Raw genomic sequence first — 16729 nt, 5'->3', positions numbered from 1 at the left:
GCTCTCCTTACTCGTCCGGCGTCAGTTCACCGCGCAGGTTCTGCTGCATGGCGCTGCGGATAGCGTCGGCATCCAGCCCCTGGCTTAACAGATAGTGCAGTTTGGTCAACGTGGCTTCTACCGTCATGTCAGAGCCGCTAATCACGCCCGCCTGCGCCAGCGCGTTACCGGTGGCGTAGCCGCCCATATTCACTTTGCCAGACATGCACTGGGTGAGGTTCACCACCACGATGCCGCGCTTGCTTGCTTCCGCCAGTTCATTGACGAAAACGCCGTTTTGCGGGGCATTGCCCACGCCGTAAGAGCGCAGAATCAGCGCTTTGACCGGCTGAAGCAGGAAGTTACGTACCACATCGGCGGAGATACCGGGATAAATCGTCACCACGCCAATTGGCTGTGGCGTAATCGGGTGCACAATCAGTTCGCCTTCGCCGTGTGGTGCAGGCGGGGTGCCCAATTTGCGGATATGGATCCCGGCTTCCAGCAGTGGCTGCAGGTTTGGCGAAGCGAAAGCATCAAAGCCGTCGGCGTGCGCTTTGGTGGTGCGGTTGCCACGATAGAGGCGATTATTGAAGAACAGGGTCACTTCATTAATCGGGTAGTTCGCGGCGACGTACAGCGAGTTTAGCAGGTTGATCTGCCCATCGGAACGCAGCTCGGCCAGCGGGATCTGTGAACCGGTAACGATAACCGGTTTACCGAGATTTTCCAGCATGAATGAGAGCGCCGAGGCGGTGAACGCCATGGTATCGGTGCCGTGCAGAATCACAAAACCGTCGTACTCGTCGTAGTGCGCTTTGATGTCGTCGGCGATATGTTGCCAGTCTTCCGGCGTCATGTCGGAAGAGTCCATCAGCGGGTCGTATTCGTGGATCGTAAAGTCCGGCATTTCGGGGCGATGGAACTCGGGCATCAGCGCCAGCTGGCGCTGGAGATGACCGGAAACCGGAATGTAGCCGTGGTCAGAGCGCTGCATCCCGATGGTCCCGCCGGTGTAGGCGACGTAAATAGATTTTTTTTGCATGGGGTCGTCTATTGATTAATCGAAAGAAAATCCCCTCCATGTGGAGGGGATTGCGATTAGCGAATATTGGCGCAGGTCAGGCAAAATGCATAGCGATTTTGCGGATCGTTAAACACCGCCAGCTTGTCGCTCTCGGCTTTTACCGTATTGGCGGCAGCCGCCAGTGGGGCAGGCAGATAGGCCTGCACGGCCTGAGGCAGCGAGGCACGTACCGAACCGGATACGCTATCCATCACCATATCAAAGAACGTCGGTTCGCTCTGGTAGTAGTCAACATGCCAGGATTTCACTTTCGCGAGCTCCGCAGCTTTCGCTACCGCATCGTCGAAATCACCGAGGCTATCAACCAGTCCGTTAGCCTTCGCATCTTCACCGGTCCACACGTGGCCCTGTGCAATCTTGTCGATTGCCTCTGGCGTACTCTTACGTGCCTGCGCCACGAGTGTGATAAAGCGCTTGTAGCCGTTTTCGATGCTGAGCTGCATCATCTGCTGCACTTCAGGCGGTAGAGCTTTGGTCACCGCCATATCGGCCAGCGGTGAGGTTGCCACGCCGTCGGTGTGCACGCCGATGGAATCCAGCGTGTTTTCAACGGTGTTGATCACCCCGAAGATACCGATAGAGCCGGTCAACGTGCTTGGGCTGGCGACGATGTAATCCGCTGGCGTAGAGATCCAGTAGCCACCGGAAGCGGCCATACCGCCCATCGAAACGACTACCGGTTTGCCAGCAGCTTTGGCCGCTGCCAGCTCTTCGCGGATCACCTCAGAGGCGCTAACGCTGCCGCCAGGGCTGTTCACGCGCAGTACGATGGCTTTCACTTTCGGATCCAGACGCGCATCGCGAATCTGCGACGCGGTGGTGTCGCCGCCGACGTTACCCGGAGTTTCTTCACCGTCCATAATGGCGCCGTTTGCGAAGATAACGGCGATGCTTGAGCCGGTATCTGCCGGGGTTTTCACCACGTAGTCATACATGCTGACGGCACGATAGTTGTTATCGGCCTTGCTCCAGCCAAACGCTTTGGTCATCGCTTTTTCGATATCCGCGCTTGAGCCCAGCGCATCAACCAGCTTGTTGTCGAGTGCGTATTTTGCCGTGTCACCGTCCGCTTTACGCAGCCCGTCGAGTAGCCCCTGCGCGCCTGGGAAGACTTGCTGCGCGGTAATCTGACGGTTAGCGGCGATGGTATTCAGGTAGTTCTGCCACAGCTCACCAATCCAGCGGCTGTCCGCTTCGCGTGCGGCAGGGGACATATCGTCACGGATAAACGGCTCAACGGCGGATTTATAGGTGCCGACGCGGAACACGTGAGTCGAGACCTTCAGCTTATCGAGCAGCGACTTGTAGTACAGGCCGTTGGTGGCGAAACCGTGCAGGTCAACCACGCCCTGCGGCGACAGCCAGATTTTGTTGGCGAAGCTCGCCAGATAATATTGCCCCTGGCTGTAGCTATCGCCTACGGCGTAAACCGGTTTGCCGGTGTCGCGGAATTCGCGCAGCGCCTTGCCGATATACTGCATCGACGGCTGATCGCCACCGGCAAAGTTTTTCAGATCCAGCACGATGCCGGTGATATTGCGGTCGTCTTTCGCCTGGCGAATGGTCTGCACGATATCAAACAGCGAGTTTTCCTGCAGGCGATCGCTGCTGGCGCCGAAAATCTGGCGGCCAATCACGCTAAGCTTGCTGCTGGCGGAAGGCTTATCCACCACCACGCCGCTGATATCCAGCAGCAGCGCACCGCGGCTACTACGCTCGCTGGTGGTGCTGCTACTGACCTGCAACCAGATGCCGACGCCAACCAGCACCAGCAGAATAAAGAACAGGTTCAGCACCAGCTCGCGTACGAAGTTGAGCAGCCGCCACGTCCATTTAAAGAATCCGGCAATAAAGCGCCATAGGGTTCGCATGTATTCTCCCTGCAAGAAATAAAAGGTTTACCGAAACGGCAAAACGTGTGGCTATCCTAAATAGACCGCCGCCGCTTGTCAGCAGGAATCGCCTTCGGCGCTGTAACAAAATCCTCGCGCATGTTAATTTTATGAAAAATAACATGAGAGGGTTACTCAATGGACGCACTTGAACTACTCGTTAATCGCCGCAGCGCTTCCCGTCTGGCAGAGCCCGCACCGGCAGGCGAAGCGCTGGAAAACATCCTCCGCGCCGGGATGCGCGCTCCGGATCACGGCACCTTGCAGCCGTGGCAGTTTGTGGTGATTGAAGGCGCAGGCCGTGAGCGTTTCAGCCAGTTGCTGGAGCAGGGCGCGATTGCTGCGCAAAGCGATGAGAAGGCTATCGAAAAAGCGCGCAATGCGCCGTTCCGCGCGCCGATGATCATCACCGTGATTGCCAAATGCCAGGATCACCCAAAAGTGCCGAAGTGGGAGCAGGAAATGTCGGCAGGCTGCGCGGTGATGGCGATGCAGATGGCCGCCGTTGCTCAGGGCTTTAACGGCATCTGGCGCAGTGGTGCGCTGACCGAAAGTCCGGTGGTGCGCGAAGGGCTGCAATGTGGCGAGCAGGATAAAATTGTCGGCTTCCTCTATCTCGGTACGCCGCAGCTTAAAGCGTCGACGACCATCACCTTCCCGGATACGGCACCGTTCGTCCGTTACCTTTAAAAAAACCGTTACGATTGTCTGGAATATAGGCAACTGCCTGCGAATTCAGACAGTCGTACTTATCACGGCTCTGTTCTGGCGTTAACATACAGCCCCTATGCAAATGCCAGAGCAATGACAGGAGTTGTCCATGAGCGAGCAGGCCATTCGTTTAACGCAGTACAGCCACGGAGCGGGTTGCGGTTGTAAAATTTCACCGAAGGTGCTGGAGACTATCCTGCACAGCGAGCAGACGAAGTTTATCGACCCGAACCTGCTTGTCGGTAACGAAACTCGCGACGATGCCGCCGTTTACGACCTGGGTAACGGTACCTCGGTCATCAGCACCACCGATTTCTTTATGCCAATTGTCGACAACCCGTTCGACTTTGGCCGCATTGCGGCGACCAACGCCATCAGCGATATCTTCGCGATGGGCGGTAAGCCGATTATGGCGATTGCCATCCTCGGCTGGCCAATTAACACCCTGGCGCCGGAAATTGCCCGTGAAGTGACCGAAGGCGGGCGCTTTGCCTGCAAACAGGCCGGTATTGCGCTGGCGGGCGGTCACTCCATCGACGCGCCGGAACCGATTTTCGGCCTGGCGGTCACCGGTATCGTTCCGACCGAGCGCGTGAAGAAAAACAGTACTGCGCAGGCGGGCTGCAAGCTGTTCCTGACCAAACCGTTGGGGATTGGCGTGTTGACCACCGCCGAGAAAAAATCGCTGCTGAAGCCAGAGCACCAGGGGCTGGCGACGGAAGTGATGTGCCAGATGAACCTGGTGGGCTCGGCGTTTGCCAATATCGAAGGCGTTAAAGCGATGACCGATGTGACCGGTTTTGGTCTGCTCGGTCACCTGAGCGAAATGTGCCAGGGCGCAGGCGTCCAGGCACAGATTGACTTCGACGCGGTGCCGAAACTGCCGGGCGTTGCCGAATATATTGAGCTTGGCGCCGTGCCGGGCGGGACCGAGCGTAACTTTGCCAGCTATGGTCACCTGATGGGCACCATGACCGCCTCACAGCGCGCGCTGCTCTGCGACCCGCAAACCTCCGGCGGCCTGCTGCTGGCGGTCACGCCGGACGCCGAAGAAGCGGTGCATGCGGCGGCTGCGGAATTTGGTATCAACCTGACCGCCATCGGCGAACTGGTGACCGCGCGCGGTGGCCGTCCGATGATCGAGCTGCGCTGAACCGATGCGGTTGTTCATAGCGGAAAAACCGAGCCTGGCTCGCGCCATTGCTGACGTGCTGCCGAAGCCCCATCGTAAGGGCGACGGCTTTATCGAATGCGGCAACGGTCAGGTCGTGACCTGGTGTATTGGCCACCTTCTGGAGCAGGCGCAGCCTGATGTCTATGACAGCCGCTATGCGCGCTGGAATCTGCAGGACCTGCCGATTGTGCCGGAAAAGTGGCAGCTACAGCCCCGGCCATCGGTCACCAAACAGCTCAACGTCATTAAGCGCTTTCTGCATGAAGCCAGTGAAGTCATCCACGCGGGTGACCCCGATAGAGAGGGGCAACTGCTGGTGGATGAAGTGCTGGACTACTTGCAGCTGTCGGCGGAAAAACGTCATCAGGTGCAGCGCTGTCTGATCAACGACCTGAATCCACAGGCGGTGGAGCGGGCGATTTCCCGCCTGCGCGCCAACAGCGAGTTTATTCCGCTGTGCGTGTCGGCGCTGGCCCGCGCTCGTGCTGACTGGTTGTACGGTATCAATATGACTCGCGCCTATACCATTCTTGGACGCAATGCAGGCTATCAGGGCGTGCTCTCCGTTGGGCGCGTGCAGACCCCGGTGCTGGGGCTGGTGGTGCGCCGCGATGAAGAGATCGAGCATTTCGTGTCGAAGGATTTCTTCGAAGTGAAAGCGCACATTGTCACACCAAAAGACGAACGCTTTACCGCTACCTGGCAGCCGAGCGAAGCCTGCGAGCCGCATCAGGATGAAGAGGGCCGTCTGCTGAACCGCGCGCTGGCCGAGCACGTGGTGAAGCGCATCGGCGGGCAGCCCGCGCTGGTTACCGCCTACAACGACAAACGCGACTCCGAACCCGCGCCGCTACCGTTTTCGCTGTCGGCCTTGCAGATTGAAGCGGCCAAACGCTTTGGCCTCAGCGCACAGAACGTGCTGGATATCTGTCAGAAGCTGTACGAAACCCATAAACTCATCACCTATCCGCGTTCCGATAGCCGCTATCTGCCGGAAGAACATTTCGCCGGTCGACATGCGGTGATCAACGCTATCGGTGTACACGCCCCAGATTTGCTGCCGCAGCCGGTGGTGAACACCGATACCCGCAATCGCTGCTGGGACGATAAAAAGGTCGACGCTCACCACGCCATTATTCCTACGGCGCGGGCCAGCAAGGTTAATCTCACCGACAACGAAGCGAAGGTTTATAACCTCGTCGCACGTCAGTATCTGATGCAGTTCTGTCCGGATGCGGTGTATCGCAAGTGTCAGATCGATCTCGATATTGCCAACGGTAAGTTTGTGGCGAAGGCGCGTTTCCTGGCGGAAGCCGGCTGGCGCACGCTGCTGGGGGCGAAAGAGCGCGACGAAGAGAACGACGGTACACCGCTGCCGGTGGTGGCGAAAGCGGATGAACTGCTGTGTGAAAACGGCGAAGTGGTAGAGCGACAGACGCAGCCGCCGCGCCATTTCACCGACGCCACGCTGTTGTCGGCAATGACCGGGATTGCCCGTTTTGTGCAGGATAAAGATCTGAAGAAGATCCTGCGCGCCACCGACGGATTAGGTACCGAAGCGACGCGTGCCGGGATTATCGAACTTCTGTTTAAGCGCGGTTTTCTGACCAAGAAAGGGCGCTATATACACTCGACCGATGCGGGAAAAGCGCTGTTCCATTCGCTGCCTGAGATGGCAACACGCCCGGATATGACGGCGCACTGGGAGTCCACGTTGACGCAAATCAGCGAAAAGCAGTGCCGCTATCAGGACTTTATGCAGCCGCTGGTGGGCACGTTGTTCCAGCTTATCGAACAGGCGCGCAGTACGCCGGTGAGACAGTTCCGTGGATTAGCAGCGCCGGGCGGTGCGAAGAAGTCATTCAGTAAAGGCAAAGGGAAGAGTAAGAAACCGACGGCAAGCCCGGAACAAGACGCGTAATCGCCCCGACTGCCTGATGATGTTTTCTGGAGAAATGTAGCCCGGCCGAGCGAAGCAACGCCGGGGAAAACCCGGAGTTGGCGCTAAAGCGCCGCGTCCGGGCTACCGACAAGATTAAATCACGCCCTGCGCCAGCATCGCATCGGCCACTTTCACGAAGCCTGCAATGTTCGCACCGCGAACGTAGTTGGTCTGCGCGGATTCACCGCCGTGCTCAACGCAGGCGTGGTGGATATCCAGCATAATGTGGTGCAGACGCGCATCCACTTTCTCCGCTTTCCAGCTCATACGCGCCGCGTTCTGCGCCATTTCCAGGCCAGAGGTTGCGACACCGCCGGCGTTCGCTGCTTTACCCGGTGCGAACAGCACGCCCGCTTCGAGGAACAGGTCGGTTGCTTCGATGGTGGTAGGCATGTTGGCACCTTCCGCCACGGCCTTCACGCCGTTGGCAATCAGTACGCGTGCCGCGTCAACGTCCAGCTCGTTCTGGGTCGCGCACGGCAGCGCGATATCCACCGGCACGCTCCACGGCTGCTGACCTTCCAGATAGGGCAGACCAAACTCGCGCGCATAATCGGCTACGCGACCGTCGCGGCTGGCTTTAATTTCGCACAGACGCGCCAGCTTCTCTTTAGTGAAGCCCGCTTCGTCAACCACGGTACCGCTGGAATCGGAGGCGGTCACCACGCGGGCGCCAAACTCCATCGCTTTTTCGATGGCGTACTGCGCCACGTTGCCGGAACCGGAAACCGCGACGCGCATTCCTTCAAAGCCCAGGCCGTGACGCTTAAGCATCGCTTCAGTGAAGTACACCAGACCGTAGCCAGTCGCTTCCGGGCGAATCAGGCTGCCGCCAAACGACAGGCCTTTGCCGGTAAACACGCAGGCGGTGTCGTTGGAGAGTTTTTTCATCATCCCGGCCATAAAGCCGACTTCACGCCCGCCCACGCCGATATCGCCCGCCGGAACGTCGGTGTCTGAACCCAGATGACGATAGAGTTCGGTCATCAGCGACTGGCAGAAGCGCATCACTTCGCCTTCGCTTTTACCTTTCGGATCGAAGTCAGAACCGCCTTTACCGCCGCCCATAGGCAGGGTGGTCAGGGCGTTTTTGAAGGTCTGTTCGAAGCCGAGGAATTTGAGAATAGAGAGGTTTACAGACGGGTGGAAGCGCATTCCCCCTTTGTACGGCCCAATCGCCGAACTGAACTGCACGCGCCATGCGCGGTTAACCTGTACCTGATTGCGGTCGTCTACCCACACGACGCGGAACTGAATAACACGCTCAGGCTCAACTAATCGCTCCAGCAGAGAGAGCTGGCGATAGCGCGGGTTCTGTTCCAGAAACGGCCAGAGCGTTGTCATGACTTCACGGACAGCCTGAGCAAACTCGGTCTGGTGTGGGTCGCGTTGTTGAACATGAGCCAGGAAGGAATCCAGGGAGCAAACCTTATCCATAAGTATAAGTACCTCTTATGATTGTAGATGTATGTAGTTGTTATGGTTGTGTTTAATAAAGTGTCGTTTTTCGACTATATCATTACCCGGCTAACGTATGACAAGTAAATTCCAGGACCAAAATAAAATTAATACTCGGGAGGGGGTCATAACTAAAAACGATGATGTAAAAAACTTAAGCTCGCCCTGAATTTGGTCGATAGTATTAAGAGAAGATTTTTCAGGAGATTAAGGGATGAAAACGTTCTGGATAGCGGGCGCTCTGGCGCTGTTTTGTCATGCGGCGCAGGCGCGACCGCAGCTTGAAGTGAATGTCCCGCCAGAGGTGTTCAGCAACAGCAACAGCAACACCACCCAGCGGGCGCAGCCGTGCACCCAGTGCTGTATTTATGAGAACCAGAACTACTCGGAAGGGGCGGTGATTAAGGCTGAGGGCGTGCTGTTACAGTGTCAGCGCGATGAGCGAACCATCAGCACGAATCCGCTGGTCTGGCGTCGGGTAAAGCCATAAACGCCTCAAGCAGCGGCACATCGGCGGGGGCCAGCGCATAGCTAAAGGCCTCTTCTGGCGTGCACCACACCAGCGCACTGTGTTCGCGGGCGATGATTTCACCGTCAAAACGGGGCACGTGCCAGGCGTGAAGATGGATGATTCTCCCGGAGACTTCACGCTGGTGGCTGGCAACGTAACGGCCAGGCCAGGCGCGGATCGCCAACTCTTCCTGTAGTTCGCGCACCAGCGCTTCCGGCTGGCTTTCGCCCGCCTCAACTTTTCCACCTGCGAACTCCCAAAGCCCGGCCTGATCGGCATGCGGCGGGCGCTGGGCCAGCAGAATTTTGCCGTTTTGTTCAATTATGGCGGCAACAACATCAATGGTTTTCAGCATAGCGGTCAAAGACTTGATAAAAGGAATGCCATATTATCGCTGCTTTGTTGTTAGCTAAAGCCTTGCAGGAGTCTCCGGGTGAAAAATAAACAACCCTGGGTGCAGCCGCTCAGTCAGTTACCCCTCAGTCTGAAACCTATTGTTGCCATGCAGCAGAAGCATTACGGCAGCGTATTGAATCCCACCCGCTGGTGGGGGCGGATGCCCCGGCTCTTCTGGTTAGTGGCGCTGTTTGTTGGCTATCTGGAGCGTAAAAAAGCGCGTCTGGACCCCACGCTACGGGCACTGTTGATGACCCGCGTTTCCCAGCAGTGCGACTGCGCATTTTGCATTGATGCCAACAGCCTGCGTCTGGCACAGCGTAGCGGGGCGATGGATAAAGTGCTGGCGCTGGGCGATTGGCAAACCTCGACGCTGTTTTCTCCTGCTGAACGTGCGGCGCTGGACTACGCTGATGCGATGACCGCGACGCCGCCGTTAATTTCTGTAGCACAGAAAGAATCGTTACACTGTCACTTTAATGATGAACAAATCACGGAGATGACCGCGCTGGTGGCATTTCAGAATTTGTCGGCGCGCTTTAATGCTGCGCTGGAGATCCCTTCACAGGGGCTGTGCCGCACGACGGGAGAGCACGATGCTGGATAAACATCTTCACCCGCGCCTGAAACCACTGTTGAACCGCGCGGCGCAGGCGCTGGATAAACCCGGTATTTCCGCCGACGGCATTACGCTGCTGGGCTTTGCGATTGGCGTTTTAGCGCTGCCGTTTCTGGCGCTGGGCTGGTACGGCGCGGCGCTGGTGGCCATCGTGGCAAATCGGTTGCTCGACGGGCTTGACGGCGCGCTGGCCCGGCGGCGTGGGCTGACGGATGCCGGCGGCTTTCTGGATATCGCCCTCGATTTTCTGTTCTACGCGCTGGTACCGTTCGGCTTTATGCTGGCAGATCCGACGGCGAATGCCCTGGCGGGGGGCTGGTTGCTGTTTGCGTTTATGGGCACCGGCAGCAGCTTTCTGGCGTTTGCGGCGCTGGCGGCGAAGCATCAGATTGATAACCCAGGCTACGCCCACAAATCGTTTTACTACCTTGGCGGTTTAACCGAAGGCACTGAGACGATTTTGCTGTTTGTGCTGGGCTGCTTGTTTCCGGCGTGGTTCGCGTGGATGGCGTGGATCTTTGGCGCGCTGTGCTGGCTGACGACGTTTAATCGGGTGTGGGGAGGGTACATGACGCTGAAGAACCTCCAGCGTCATAAAGAGACGGATTAGCGAGAACTGTCGGGGCCGCGATCGCCGGTGGAAACCGGGTTCTTAGGATTGCTACTCCACTCGTACCAGCCGCCGTCGTAGACGCTGACGTTCTGCCAGCCCATCGCACGGGCGTACATAAAGGTCTCAGACGCGCGCCAGCCGGTGCCGCAATAGAAGGAGACCTGCTGGGTTGGCAGAATGTTCCAGGACTTCCACATCGCTGCGATATCATCTGCGCTGCGCATGGTGCCGTCCGGGTTATGGAAATCTTCCATATGGGTGGAGTCGCTACCCGCATGGCCCCAACGAGCGCCAGCAATCTCACCTTTTGGCTTAATGTAGCTGTAGCCGCTGGTGGTGCCGATAAATTCCGGCCACGAGCGAATGCTGACCAGCGACGCATCCTGACGATGCAGCAGGCTGCGCGCCTGTTCCATATCCAGCATCAACTGCGGTTGGGCGGGGATGGTGATGCCGAAGTCTGGCGCCGGAGCCACGTCTTTCGGCAGGCCGCGTTCCACCGGCAGACCTGCATCGGACCAGGTTTTCCAGCCGCCGTCCAGCAGGCGCACATCTTTCACGCCCGCATACAGCATAATTTGTGCGACACGCGCCGCAGCATAGACATCGCGACCGTAAAGAATAACGGTGGTGTCATGGCGGATGCCGTGTTTCGCCAGCATCGCTTTGAGCTTATCGTCAGAAACCTTATTCCACAGCGGCTCGCTTTCCACCTCGTTGGTGTCGATATAGCCTGCGTTCGGAATATGGCTGACCAGGTAAAGTTTCGGCGCGCCCCAGGCAGCTTCAATCACTTTAACGTCGCCAGCCGGTTTTGCCGGAACGTTTTTACCCTGCTGTAAATCATGCAGCCACTGCGGGTATACCAGTTGTTCGAAGTGCGGCAGCTTTTGCAGACGGTCTGGCTGCTCCAGCGCATCGCTCAGGGTGGAGATATTGTTGAAGCCCGCGTGTTTCAGACGTTTGGCGACCGCCTCGTTGTCTTTACTGTCGCCGTAAAGTGCGATGTCGGTGGTTTTACTCAGCTGATGCTGCTGCGCCCACGCGCTAAGCTGCTCGTCGTTCATCGCGGAGAGCCAGCTTGCGGAGAGGTTTAACGCGCCCGGTTCGTGGCCCTGCGTGCCGTTGGTATGCTGAGGCCAGCCGTTGTAAAACGCGCTCATGCGCGTATCAATGGCGGTGCCATTTTGCTGCAGCAGGTGGGTCAAGGTTAAGGTTTTTGCCGTTTCGGCAGCAAAGACAGAGGAAGCGAGGCCAAGCGCAACGGCCAGCGCGGTCAGTTGAGAAACACGTTTCATCAAATCATCCGACGAGGAAAAAAGGAGCATCATTCTGAACCTCTAGAGGGGGAAATACCTTGCGTTAACGCAGTATTTCCCGCGTCAATGCCAGTTTGCTAACTGCAAACAGAGGGCGCCGGTGGGGACATCATCCGGGTCGTGAGTCACCTGCACCACGGGAATGTGCAACTGGCGGAGTTCGTCGAACACCCATTGGCGAAAACTGCCGCGCAGCGGCCCGTCGAGGCGGCTAAATGGCTCATCCAGCAGCAGCGCGTCGGGCTCTGCCAGCAGCGCGCGCAGCAGCGCCACGCGGGCGCGCTGGCCACCGGAAAGGGTGGCCGGGTCACGACGATAAAAACCGTCTAACCCCGCCTGCGCCAGCGCCAGCTCAACGCGAGGCTGGCGGGCATGACGGGTAACGGTCGCGGGCAGCGCTAGCTGCAGGTTCTGCCCGACGCTCATATTGTCGAACAGCAACGCGTCCTGGAACAGCACGCCGATGCGCCGTTTCTCAGTAGGTAGCGGATCGCAGCGGCGGCCGTTAAGCCACAGTTCGCCTTGTGCGCGAAAGGCGCCATCGAGCGCGCCGACCATCCACGAAAACAGCGTCGACTTTCCGCAGCCAGACGGCCCCATCAGCGTCACAATTTCGCCCGCCGCGACGGTGAAGTTAACCTCGCGCAACAGTGGCTGACCGCCGAGCGTGAGCGTCAGATTGTTGACCTGCAACATTAGCGTAATCCCCGGCGTAAATGGCCGATACGGCGCGCCAGCAGCGCGGTAAGTAAAAAGAAGCCCATCGGCAGCAACAGCTGCCATAGCGCTTGGGCGGCAAGCGTCGCGGTTACGCCGCCGCTGCTCAGCGCCACGGCTTCGGTGGTTAGCGTGGGCACGCGTCCACCGCCAAGCCATTGGGTGGGCAGATACTGGGCGATACTCACGGAAAAGCCGACCGCCAGCGCCGACAGCAGCGGGCGAACGATCAGCGGGCACTTCAGCCGTAGGAAAATCGCCCCGCGCTGCCAGCCAAGCGTTTTTGCCAACAGTATCTGGCGCGGGTCAATTTTCTGCCAGGCCGGGCGAAGTACAAACAGCATCCATGGCACTACCCACAGCAGATGCCCCCACAGCACGGTGGCGAACTGCCCATCGAGCCAGCCATATAGCGCCAGTTGATATTGCCCTGCGGCCAGCGGCAGGGCGGGTAACAGCAGCGGAAGGTTGAGCCAACCCTGTACCCGGCGTGGCCCCCATTCCAGCCACAGTAGGCAGACCACCGCACCGATCGGCGCGGACAGCAGCCCCAGCCACAGACTGTTGTTGAAGGTATCGGCATCGGGCAGAGTGGCGTGCGCTTGCAACATCAGAAACAGGGTACAGACTAATCCGCTGAGCGGCAGCAGCAGGCCGACTATTCGTCCTGGGGCTTGCGAGAAACTGGGGCGTCGTACGCCGTTCAACCTGGGCAGTCGTCGTTGCCAGAGCGACCAGAGGCCTGCGGCGGTACCGGCAAGTAGCGCCAGCAACACCAGTAACAGCAGGCAGGCCAGTTCACCTTTGACCTGATCCTCCGGGGCTGCCGAATTCAGCCATTGCCAGGCCAGCACCGCCAGCGTCGGCGGGTTACCGGGGCCGATAATCGTCGCCACGTCGACCACCGACAGTGTCCAGGCCGCGGTGGCCAGCAGCGCCACCTTGAGCGAGGGCATCAATGCCGGAAGAATAACCCGGGTCAGGCACTGCCCGCGCCCGTAGCCGAGGCTTTTAAACACCACCACCTGTTCTGCCAGCCGGCGTTCGCCGAGTAGCGCCCAGCACACCCACAGTAAAAAGCCGCTCTCTTTGACCGCCAGCACCAGACCCAGCCCGATACCGTAGCGGTCCTGAAATGGGCTGAGCATCGGCAGCAAACGGTAGAGTTCACCGCCTTCGGCAAACAGCAGCAGCGCGCAGGTAGCGAAGGCTACGTGCGGCAGCGCCAGCAGCCAGGGCAGACGGGAGGCCAGCCGCTGCCAGCCCGCAGAAGGCCAAAGCGTCGCGATGACCAGTAGCGCCAGCACCAGCGCGCCACCAACCGCGAGCAGCGTGGAGACGATCGTCGCGGTCAGTGCCTGTATCAGCTGCGGGTCGGTGAGCAGTTGTTGCCAGTGGGCGAGCGAAAACGCTGGTCTTAACAGCAGACCGGCAGCGGGAAGCAGGGGCAGATAGATAATCAGCATCATGCCCCAGCAAAGTAGAATCAGTGCGTACCGTAACGGCGCAGCCATTCCTGCTCCAGCGCATTCACCCAGGCAGCGTGCGGCTCAGCCAGTACTTTCGGCCCGTGTTCCGGGATAAGCGATTGCAGCGTTTTTTGCTGTTCGGGACTTAGTTTTGCCGGATCCAGCACGCTGGGGTCGCCCCATACCGCTGGATCGGCCTTGCGCAACTGTGCTTCAGGGGAGAGCAGGAAGTTTGCCACCACCTGCGCCCCGGCGCTGGCGGAAGCGTTCGCCGGAATTGTCACGAAGTGCACGTTGCCCAGCATGCCGCTCTGGAAACCAACGCTGTAGCTGTCCTTCGGCAGTTCGCCTTTTGCCACTTTCTGCTTCGCGTGCATCGGGTTAAAGGTGAGGGAGAGGCGCAGCGAACCGTTGCTCAGCATGGCGTCCATTCGCGCCGGTGAAGGGGGGAAATCTTTACCATTGCGCCACAGCAGCGGGTGCAGCGTATCAAGATAGGCCCACAGCGGTGCGGTGACGGCAGCAAAGGTCTTTGCCTCCGGCGGCTGCTTCAGCGCATCCGGCTGGGTGGTGAGGTTGATTAACAACTGTTCAAGCAGCGCAGTGCCGGTGAAGTCGGGTGGGCGCGGGTAGGTCACCGTGCCGGGATGGGCTTTGGCAAATTCGAGCAGCGCCTGCGGTGAGTCCGGCGGCTGCGGCGTTTGCTGCTGGCGAGCAATAAAGGTCAGCTGTGCGCTGCCCCATGGCGATTCTGCGCCTTCCACCGGTACCGAGAAATCTTCCCGCACCGGTTTGCTCACATCCACATAGCGCCAGTTCGGTAACTGCTCCGCCCAACCGGTACGCAGCAGGTTGGCCTCTTTCAGCGCGCGGAAGTTTTCACCGTTGACCCACAACAAATCGACCGATCCGTTAGTCTTACGCCCGGCCTGCGCTTCGGTCTGAATGCGCTTTACGGTGTCTGCCGCATCGGCAATGTGTACGATGCGCAGGTTAATGGCGTAATCACGCTTCACTTCACCGCTCACCCAGTCAAGATAGTGGTTCACCGCTTCGTCGCCACCCCAGGCGTTAAACCAGACGGTTTGCCCTTTGGCCTCATTTTCCACCTGCTGCCAGCTTTGCGCGTGAGCCGTTAATGGACTCAGCGCCAATAGGCCAAGCCCCAACAGCCCAGCGCGCAGGCAATGTACATCTGCGTGATAACGCATCAGGAATTCCTCTTTTGTCGTTCATGATAGAACGTCTTAGCGACAACGATAACGATAGTCAGTGCGAACAAAATAAACAGCCCGGTGACAAACCAGAAGGTGCCGCCGGTGAGCAGGCTGCCGACCCATGAATAGACGATGGTGGCGGGAATCTGACCAATACCCGTGGCGATAAAAAAGTGGCGAAAGCGCAGCGACGTCAGCCCGGCGGCGTAGCTCACCGGGTCGAAGGGGACGAAAGGCAGCAGGCGGCAGACTAAAATGGTGTGCTTGCCGTAGCGTTCAAAGAAGCCGTCAATGCTTTTAAGCACCATTTTTCCGGTCAGCTTTTCGACCACTCCGCGCCCCATCAGCCGGGCGATGTAGAAGCATAGCGCGGCACCGGCCATCGAGCTGGTCCACGAGAGCACCGCGCCCCAGAACGCGCCGAACAGCGAGGCATTGGCGAAGGTGATAAGAAAGGCGGGCAGCGGGGCGGCAACGGCCTGAAAAATCATCAGCACAAAGGAGACCGCGGCGGCCTGTGATCCATAGGAGTGGATAAACCGCTCGATGCCCTGCTGGTCGACGGCGAGAAACGCGGTCAGGCTATGATCGATAAACGCATTCACGCTCGGAATACACCACCAGGCCAGCAGCAGCGCAATAAACGCGGTGAGCAGCAGCAGACGGAAAAACAGCGTGGCGTTGCGTGATGCCATCAGCACTCCTCCTCGGAAAGGTCAACGCGTCTATGCCGGGCATAGCGTTTGGCCGCCTGCACCAGCGCAAACAGCGCCAGCCCGGCGAGGCTCAGTTTGAGGATAAACGCCAGCGTCAGGCCGTGTGCCGCCAGTTCGCTCGCCATCAGCGTATAGATAAAAATTCCCGGCAATGTGGTCAGCGCAGAGATCAGGGTATAGGGCCAGAAGGGGATGGCGGTCAGTCCGTAGGCGTAGTTTTGAATATTGTACGGAAAGAGCGGAATAAGCCGGGTAAGAATCAAAAAGTCGATGCCGCTGCGGGCGATACCGCGCTCAATCGCCTGAAAGGTGGCAGTGTGCCCGACGTATTTGAGCAGCAGCGCCCGTCCGAGCCAGCGGGCGAGCAGGAAGGAGAGCGCCGAGGCGACGGTGGCGGCAATCAGCGATAGCAGTGTGCCGAGCCACGGACCAAAGGCAATGCCACCGACCAGCACCAGCACGCTGCCGGGCAGCAGGCATACCGTGGCGAGGATAAACAGGGTGATGTAGATGACGTAGCCAAGCGCGCCGCTTTGGCGTACCAGTTCCTGCAGGTGGCGGAAGTTGGTGACCAGGTCAGCGAGGTCGAAGGTGTGGATCAGGATAGCGAGCAGGCTGATGACAGCGACAATGAGCAGGAGCTTAGTGGCTGTGTGGTTGTGACTTCTTTTGCATGGGGGTCCTCCAGCCGGGAAGAAAAAGTGCGCGCGACGGTATTATAGATTAGTGGTCACTGCAAGATATTAGCGTTGGTTTATTGATTTTGCTCAGAATTTTTACTTGTATCGTTGAGGGCTTTGCGCTGTTTGTGGGGGATTCTGTTTGGATAATCACTTTGTTGCGCTCCCTTCCAGCGCTAGCCATATAAATTGTATTGGCGCAGGGAGCGCGCAAGGGGCGGCCAATCGC

At 58.6% G+C, this 16729-nt stretch carries 17 protein-coding genes; 7 read left to right on the top strand and 10 right to left on the bottom strand.

Translation table 11 applies throughout. The features are described from left to right. Positions 1 to 7 precede the first annotated feature (7 nt). Positions 8 to 1024 carry an asparaginase gene (ansA, locus tag FHC49_RS19070; protein WP_220440599.1) on the bottom strand — a complete coding sequence of 339 codons (1017 nt, stop codon included), beginning with the start codon at positions 1022 to 1024 and terminating at the stop codon, positions 8 to 10. A gap of 56 nt (positions 1025 to 1080) precedes the next feature. Then, positions 1081 to 2937 carry a signal peptide peptidase SppA gene (gene sppA, locus FHC49_RS19065; protein ID WP_185665973.1) on the bottom strand — a complete coding sequence of 619 codons (1857 nt, stop codon included), beginning with the start codon at positions 2935 to 2937 and terminating at the stop codon, positions 1081 to 1083. A 159-nt stretch (positions 2938 to 3096) separates the two neighbouring features. Between sppA and FHC49_RS19060 the strand changes: the two genes are divergently transcribed. The 3 genes from FHC49_RS19060 (at position 3097) to FHC49_RS19050 (ending at position 6764) form a co-directional block, all read left to right on the top strand. Next, positions 3097 to 3648 (top strand): NAD(P)H nitroreductase, encoded by a 552-nt coding sequence (locus tag FHC49_RS19060; protein WP_185665974.1) that lies wholly within the window; start codon positions 3097 to 3099, stop codon positions 3646 to 3648. Between the two features lie 130 nt (positions 3649 to 3778). Further along, the gene (gene selD / locus FHC49_RS19055; protein WP_220440598.1) at positions 3779 to 4822 is read left to right on the top strand and encodes a selenide, water dikinase SelD; all 1044 of its coding nucleotides are present in this window, start codon (positions 3779 to 3781) and stop codon (positions 4820 to 4822) included. A gap of 4 nt (positions 4823 to 4826) precedes the next feature. Continuing rightward, the gene (locus tag FHC49_RS19050; protein ID WP_220440597.1) at positions 4827 to 6764 is read left to right on the top strand and encodes a DNA topoisomerase III; all 1938 of its coding nucleotides are present in this window, start codon (positions 4827 to 4829) and stop codon (positions 6762 to 6764) included. Positions 6765 to 6878: 114 nt separating this feature from the next. Here FHC49_RS19050 and gdhA read toward each other — a convergent pair whose 3' ends face one another. Next, positions 6879 to 8222 carry an NADP-specific glutamate dehydrogenase gene (gdhA, locus tag FHC49_RS19045; RefSeq protein WP_220440596.1) on the bottom strand — a complete coding sequence of 448 codons (1344 nt, stop codon included), beginning with the start codon at positions 8220 to 8222 and terminating at the stop codon, positions 6879 to 6881. Positions 8223 to 8457: 235 nt separating this feature from the next. Between gdhA and FHC49_RS19040 the strand changes: the two genes are divergently transcribed. After that, positions 8458 to 8733, top strand: coding sequence for a YnjH family protein (locus tag FHC49_RS19040; RefSeq protein WP_220440595.1), 276 nt, complete (start codon positions 8458 to 8460; stop codon positions 8731 to 8733). Here FHC49_RS19040 and FHC49_RS19035 read toward each other — a convergent pair. Continuing rightward, positions 8693 to 9109: a pyrimidine (deoxy)nucleoside triphosphate diphosphatase gene (locus tag FHC49_RS19035; protein WP_305067776.1), complete on the bottom strand. Its 417-nt coding sequence runs from the start codon at positions 9107 to 9109 to the stop codon at positions 8693 to 8695. The two genes, FHC49_RS19040 and FHC49_RS19035, sit on opposite strands and share 41 nt — an antisense overlap. Positions 9110 to 9187: 78 nt before the next feature. On the opposite strand from FHC49_RS19035, the gene FHC49_RS19030 reads away from it, so the two are divergent. Further along, positions 9188 to 9757 (top strand): carboxymuconolactone decarboxylase family protein, encoded by a 570-nt coding sequence (locus FHC49_RS19030; protein WP_368300845.1) that lies wholly within the window; start codon positions 9188 to 9190, stop codon positions 9755 to 9757. Further along, positions 9747 to 10379, top strand: coding sequence for a CDP-alcohol phosphatidyltransferase family protein (locus FHC49_RS19025; RefSeq protein WP_220440594.1), 633 nt, complete (start codon positions 9747 to 9749; stop codon positions 10377 to 10379). Before FHC49_RS19030 ends, FHC49_RS19025 begins: the two co-directional genes overlap by 11 nt. Here FHC49_RS19025 and FHC49_RS19020 read toward each other — a convergent pair. The 6 genes from FHC49_RS19020 to FHC49_RS18995 all read right to left on the bottom strand — a co-directional run bounded on the left by FHC49_RS19020 (position 10376) and on the right by FHC49_RS18995 (position 16440). Then, positions 10376 to 11680, bottom strand: coding sequence for a sulfurtransferase (locus FHC49_RS19020; RefSeq protein WP_220440593.1), 1305 nt, complete (start codon positions 11678 to 11680; stop codon positions 10376 to 10378). The two genes, FHC49_RS19025 and FHC49_RS19020, sit on opposite strands and share 4 nt — an antisense overlap. Before the next feature lie 84 nt (positions 11681 to 11764). Beyond that, entirely contained in the window at positions 11765 to 12397 is a 633-nt protein-coding gene (locus FHC49_RS19015; protein ID WP_220440592.1) for an ATP-binding cassette domain-containing protein, read from the bottom strand. After that, complete coding sequence (locus tag FHC49_RS19010) at positions 12397 to 13932, bottom strand: thiamine ABC transporter permease (RefSeq protein ID WP_220440591.1); 1536 nt, start codon at positions 13930 to 13932, stop codon at positions 12397 to 12399. Before FHC49_RS19010 ends, FHC49_RS19015 begins: the two co-directional genes overlap by 1 nt. Next, positions 13905 to 15098, bottom strand: coding sequence for an ABC transporter substrate-binding protein (locus tag FHC49_RS19005; RefSeq protein ID WP_220440590.1), 1194 nt, complete (start codon positions 15096 to 15098; stop codon positions 13905 to 13907). Before FHC49_RS19005 ends, FHC49_RS19010 begins: the two co-directional genes overlap by 28 nt. Further along, the gene (locus FHC49_RS19000; protein ID WP_220440589.1) at positions 15098 to 15799 is read right to left on the bottom strand and encodes a TVP38/TMEM64 family protein; all 702 of its coding nucleotides are present in this window, start codon (positions 15797 to 15799) and stop codon (positions 15098 to 15100) included. Before FHC49_RS19000 ends, FHC49_RS19005 begins: the two co-directional genes overlap by 1 nt. Continuing rightward, a complete protein-coding gene (locus tag FHC49_RS18995) occupies positions 15799 to 16440 on the bottom strand; it encodes a TVP38/TMEM64 family protein (RefSeq protein WP_370631776.1) in 642 nt (213 codons plus the stop codon). The genes FHC49_RS19000 and FHC49_RS18995 overlap by 1 nt, the downstream gene beginning before the upstream one ends. On the opposite strand from FHC49_RS18995, the gene FHC49_RS24475 reads away from it, so the two are divergent. Then, complete coding sequence (locus tag FHC49_RS24475) at positions 16354 to 16542, top strand: hypothetical protein (protein ID WP_255581415.1); 189 nt, start codon at positions 16354 to 16356, stop codon at positions 16540 to 16542. The two genes, FHC49_RS18995 and FHC49_RS24475, sit on opposite strands and share 87 nt — an antisense overlap. The last annotated feature ends 187 nt before the right edge of the window (positions 16543 to 16729 follow it).

Source organism: Kluyvera sp. EC_51, assembly GCF_019584505.1.
GTDB classification, from domain to species: domain Bacteria; phylum Pseudomonadota; class Gammaproteobacteria; order Enterobacterales; family Enterobacteriaceae; genus Kluyvera; species Kluyvera sichuanensis.
Note: the sequence above shows the minus strand (reverse complement) of the source record. Positions and strands in the feature narration are given on the sequence as shown.

Bases quoted from the DNA above. Each gene is read 5' to 3' on its own strand.
- ansA (WP_220440599.1), bottom strand. From the start codon at position 1,024: ATGCAAAAAAAATCTATTTACGTCGCCTACACCGGCGGGACCATCGGG.
- sppA (WP_185665973.1), bottom strand. From the start codon at position 2,937: ATGCGAACCCTATGGCGCTTTATTGCCGGATTCTTTAAATGGACGTGG.
- FHC49_RS19060 (WP_185665974.1), top strand. From the start codon at position 3,097: ATGGACGCACTTGAACTACTCGTTAATCGCCGCAGCGCTTCCCGTCTG.
- selD (WP_220440598.1), top strand. From the start codon at position 3,779: ATGAGCGAGCAGGCCATTCGTTTAACGCAGTACAGCCACGGAGCGGGT.
- FHC49_RS19050 (WP_220440597.1), top strand. From the start codon at position 4,827: ATGCGGTTGTTCATAGCGGAAAAACCGAGCCTGGCTCGCGCCATTGCT.
- gdhA (WP_220440596.1), bottom strand. From the start codon at position 8,222: ATGGATAAGGTTTGCTCCCTGGATTCCTTCCTGGCTCATGTTCAACAA.
- FHC49_RS19040 (WP_220440595.1), top strand. From the start codon at position 8,458: ATGAAAACGTTCTGGATAGCGGGCGCTCTGGCGCTGTTTTGTCATGCG.
- FHC49_RS19035 (WP_305067776.1), bottom strand. From the start codon at position 9,109: ATGCTGAAAACCATTGATGTTGTTGCCGCCATAATTGAACAAAACGGC.
- FHC49_RS19025 (WP_220440594.1), top strand. From the start codon at position 9,747: ATGCTGGATAAACATCTTCACCCGCGCCTGAAACCACTGTTGAACCGC.
- FHC49_RS19020 (WP_220440593.1), bottom strand. From the start codon at position 11,680: ATGAAACGTGTTTCTCAACTGACCGCGCTGGCCGTTGCGCTTGGCCTC.
- FHC49_RS19015 (WP_220440592.1), bottom strand. From the start codon at position 12,397: ATGTTGCAGGTCAACAATCTGACGCTCACGCTCGGCGGTCAGCCACTG.
- FHC49_RS19010 (WP_220440591.1), bottom strand. From the start codon at position 13,932: ATGGCTGCGCCGTTACGGTACGCACTGATTCTACTTTGCTGGGGCATG.
- FHC49_RS19005 (WP_220440590.1), bottom strand. From the start codon at position 15,098: ATGCGTTATCACGCAGATGTACATTGCCTGCGCGCTGGGCTGTTGGGG.
- FHC49_RS19000 (WP_220440589.1), bottom strand. From the start codon at position 15,799: ATGGCATCACGCAACGCCACGCTGTTTTTCCGTCTGCTGCTGCTCACC.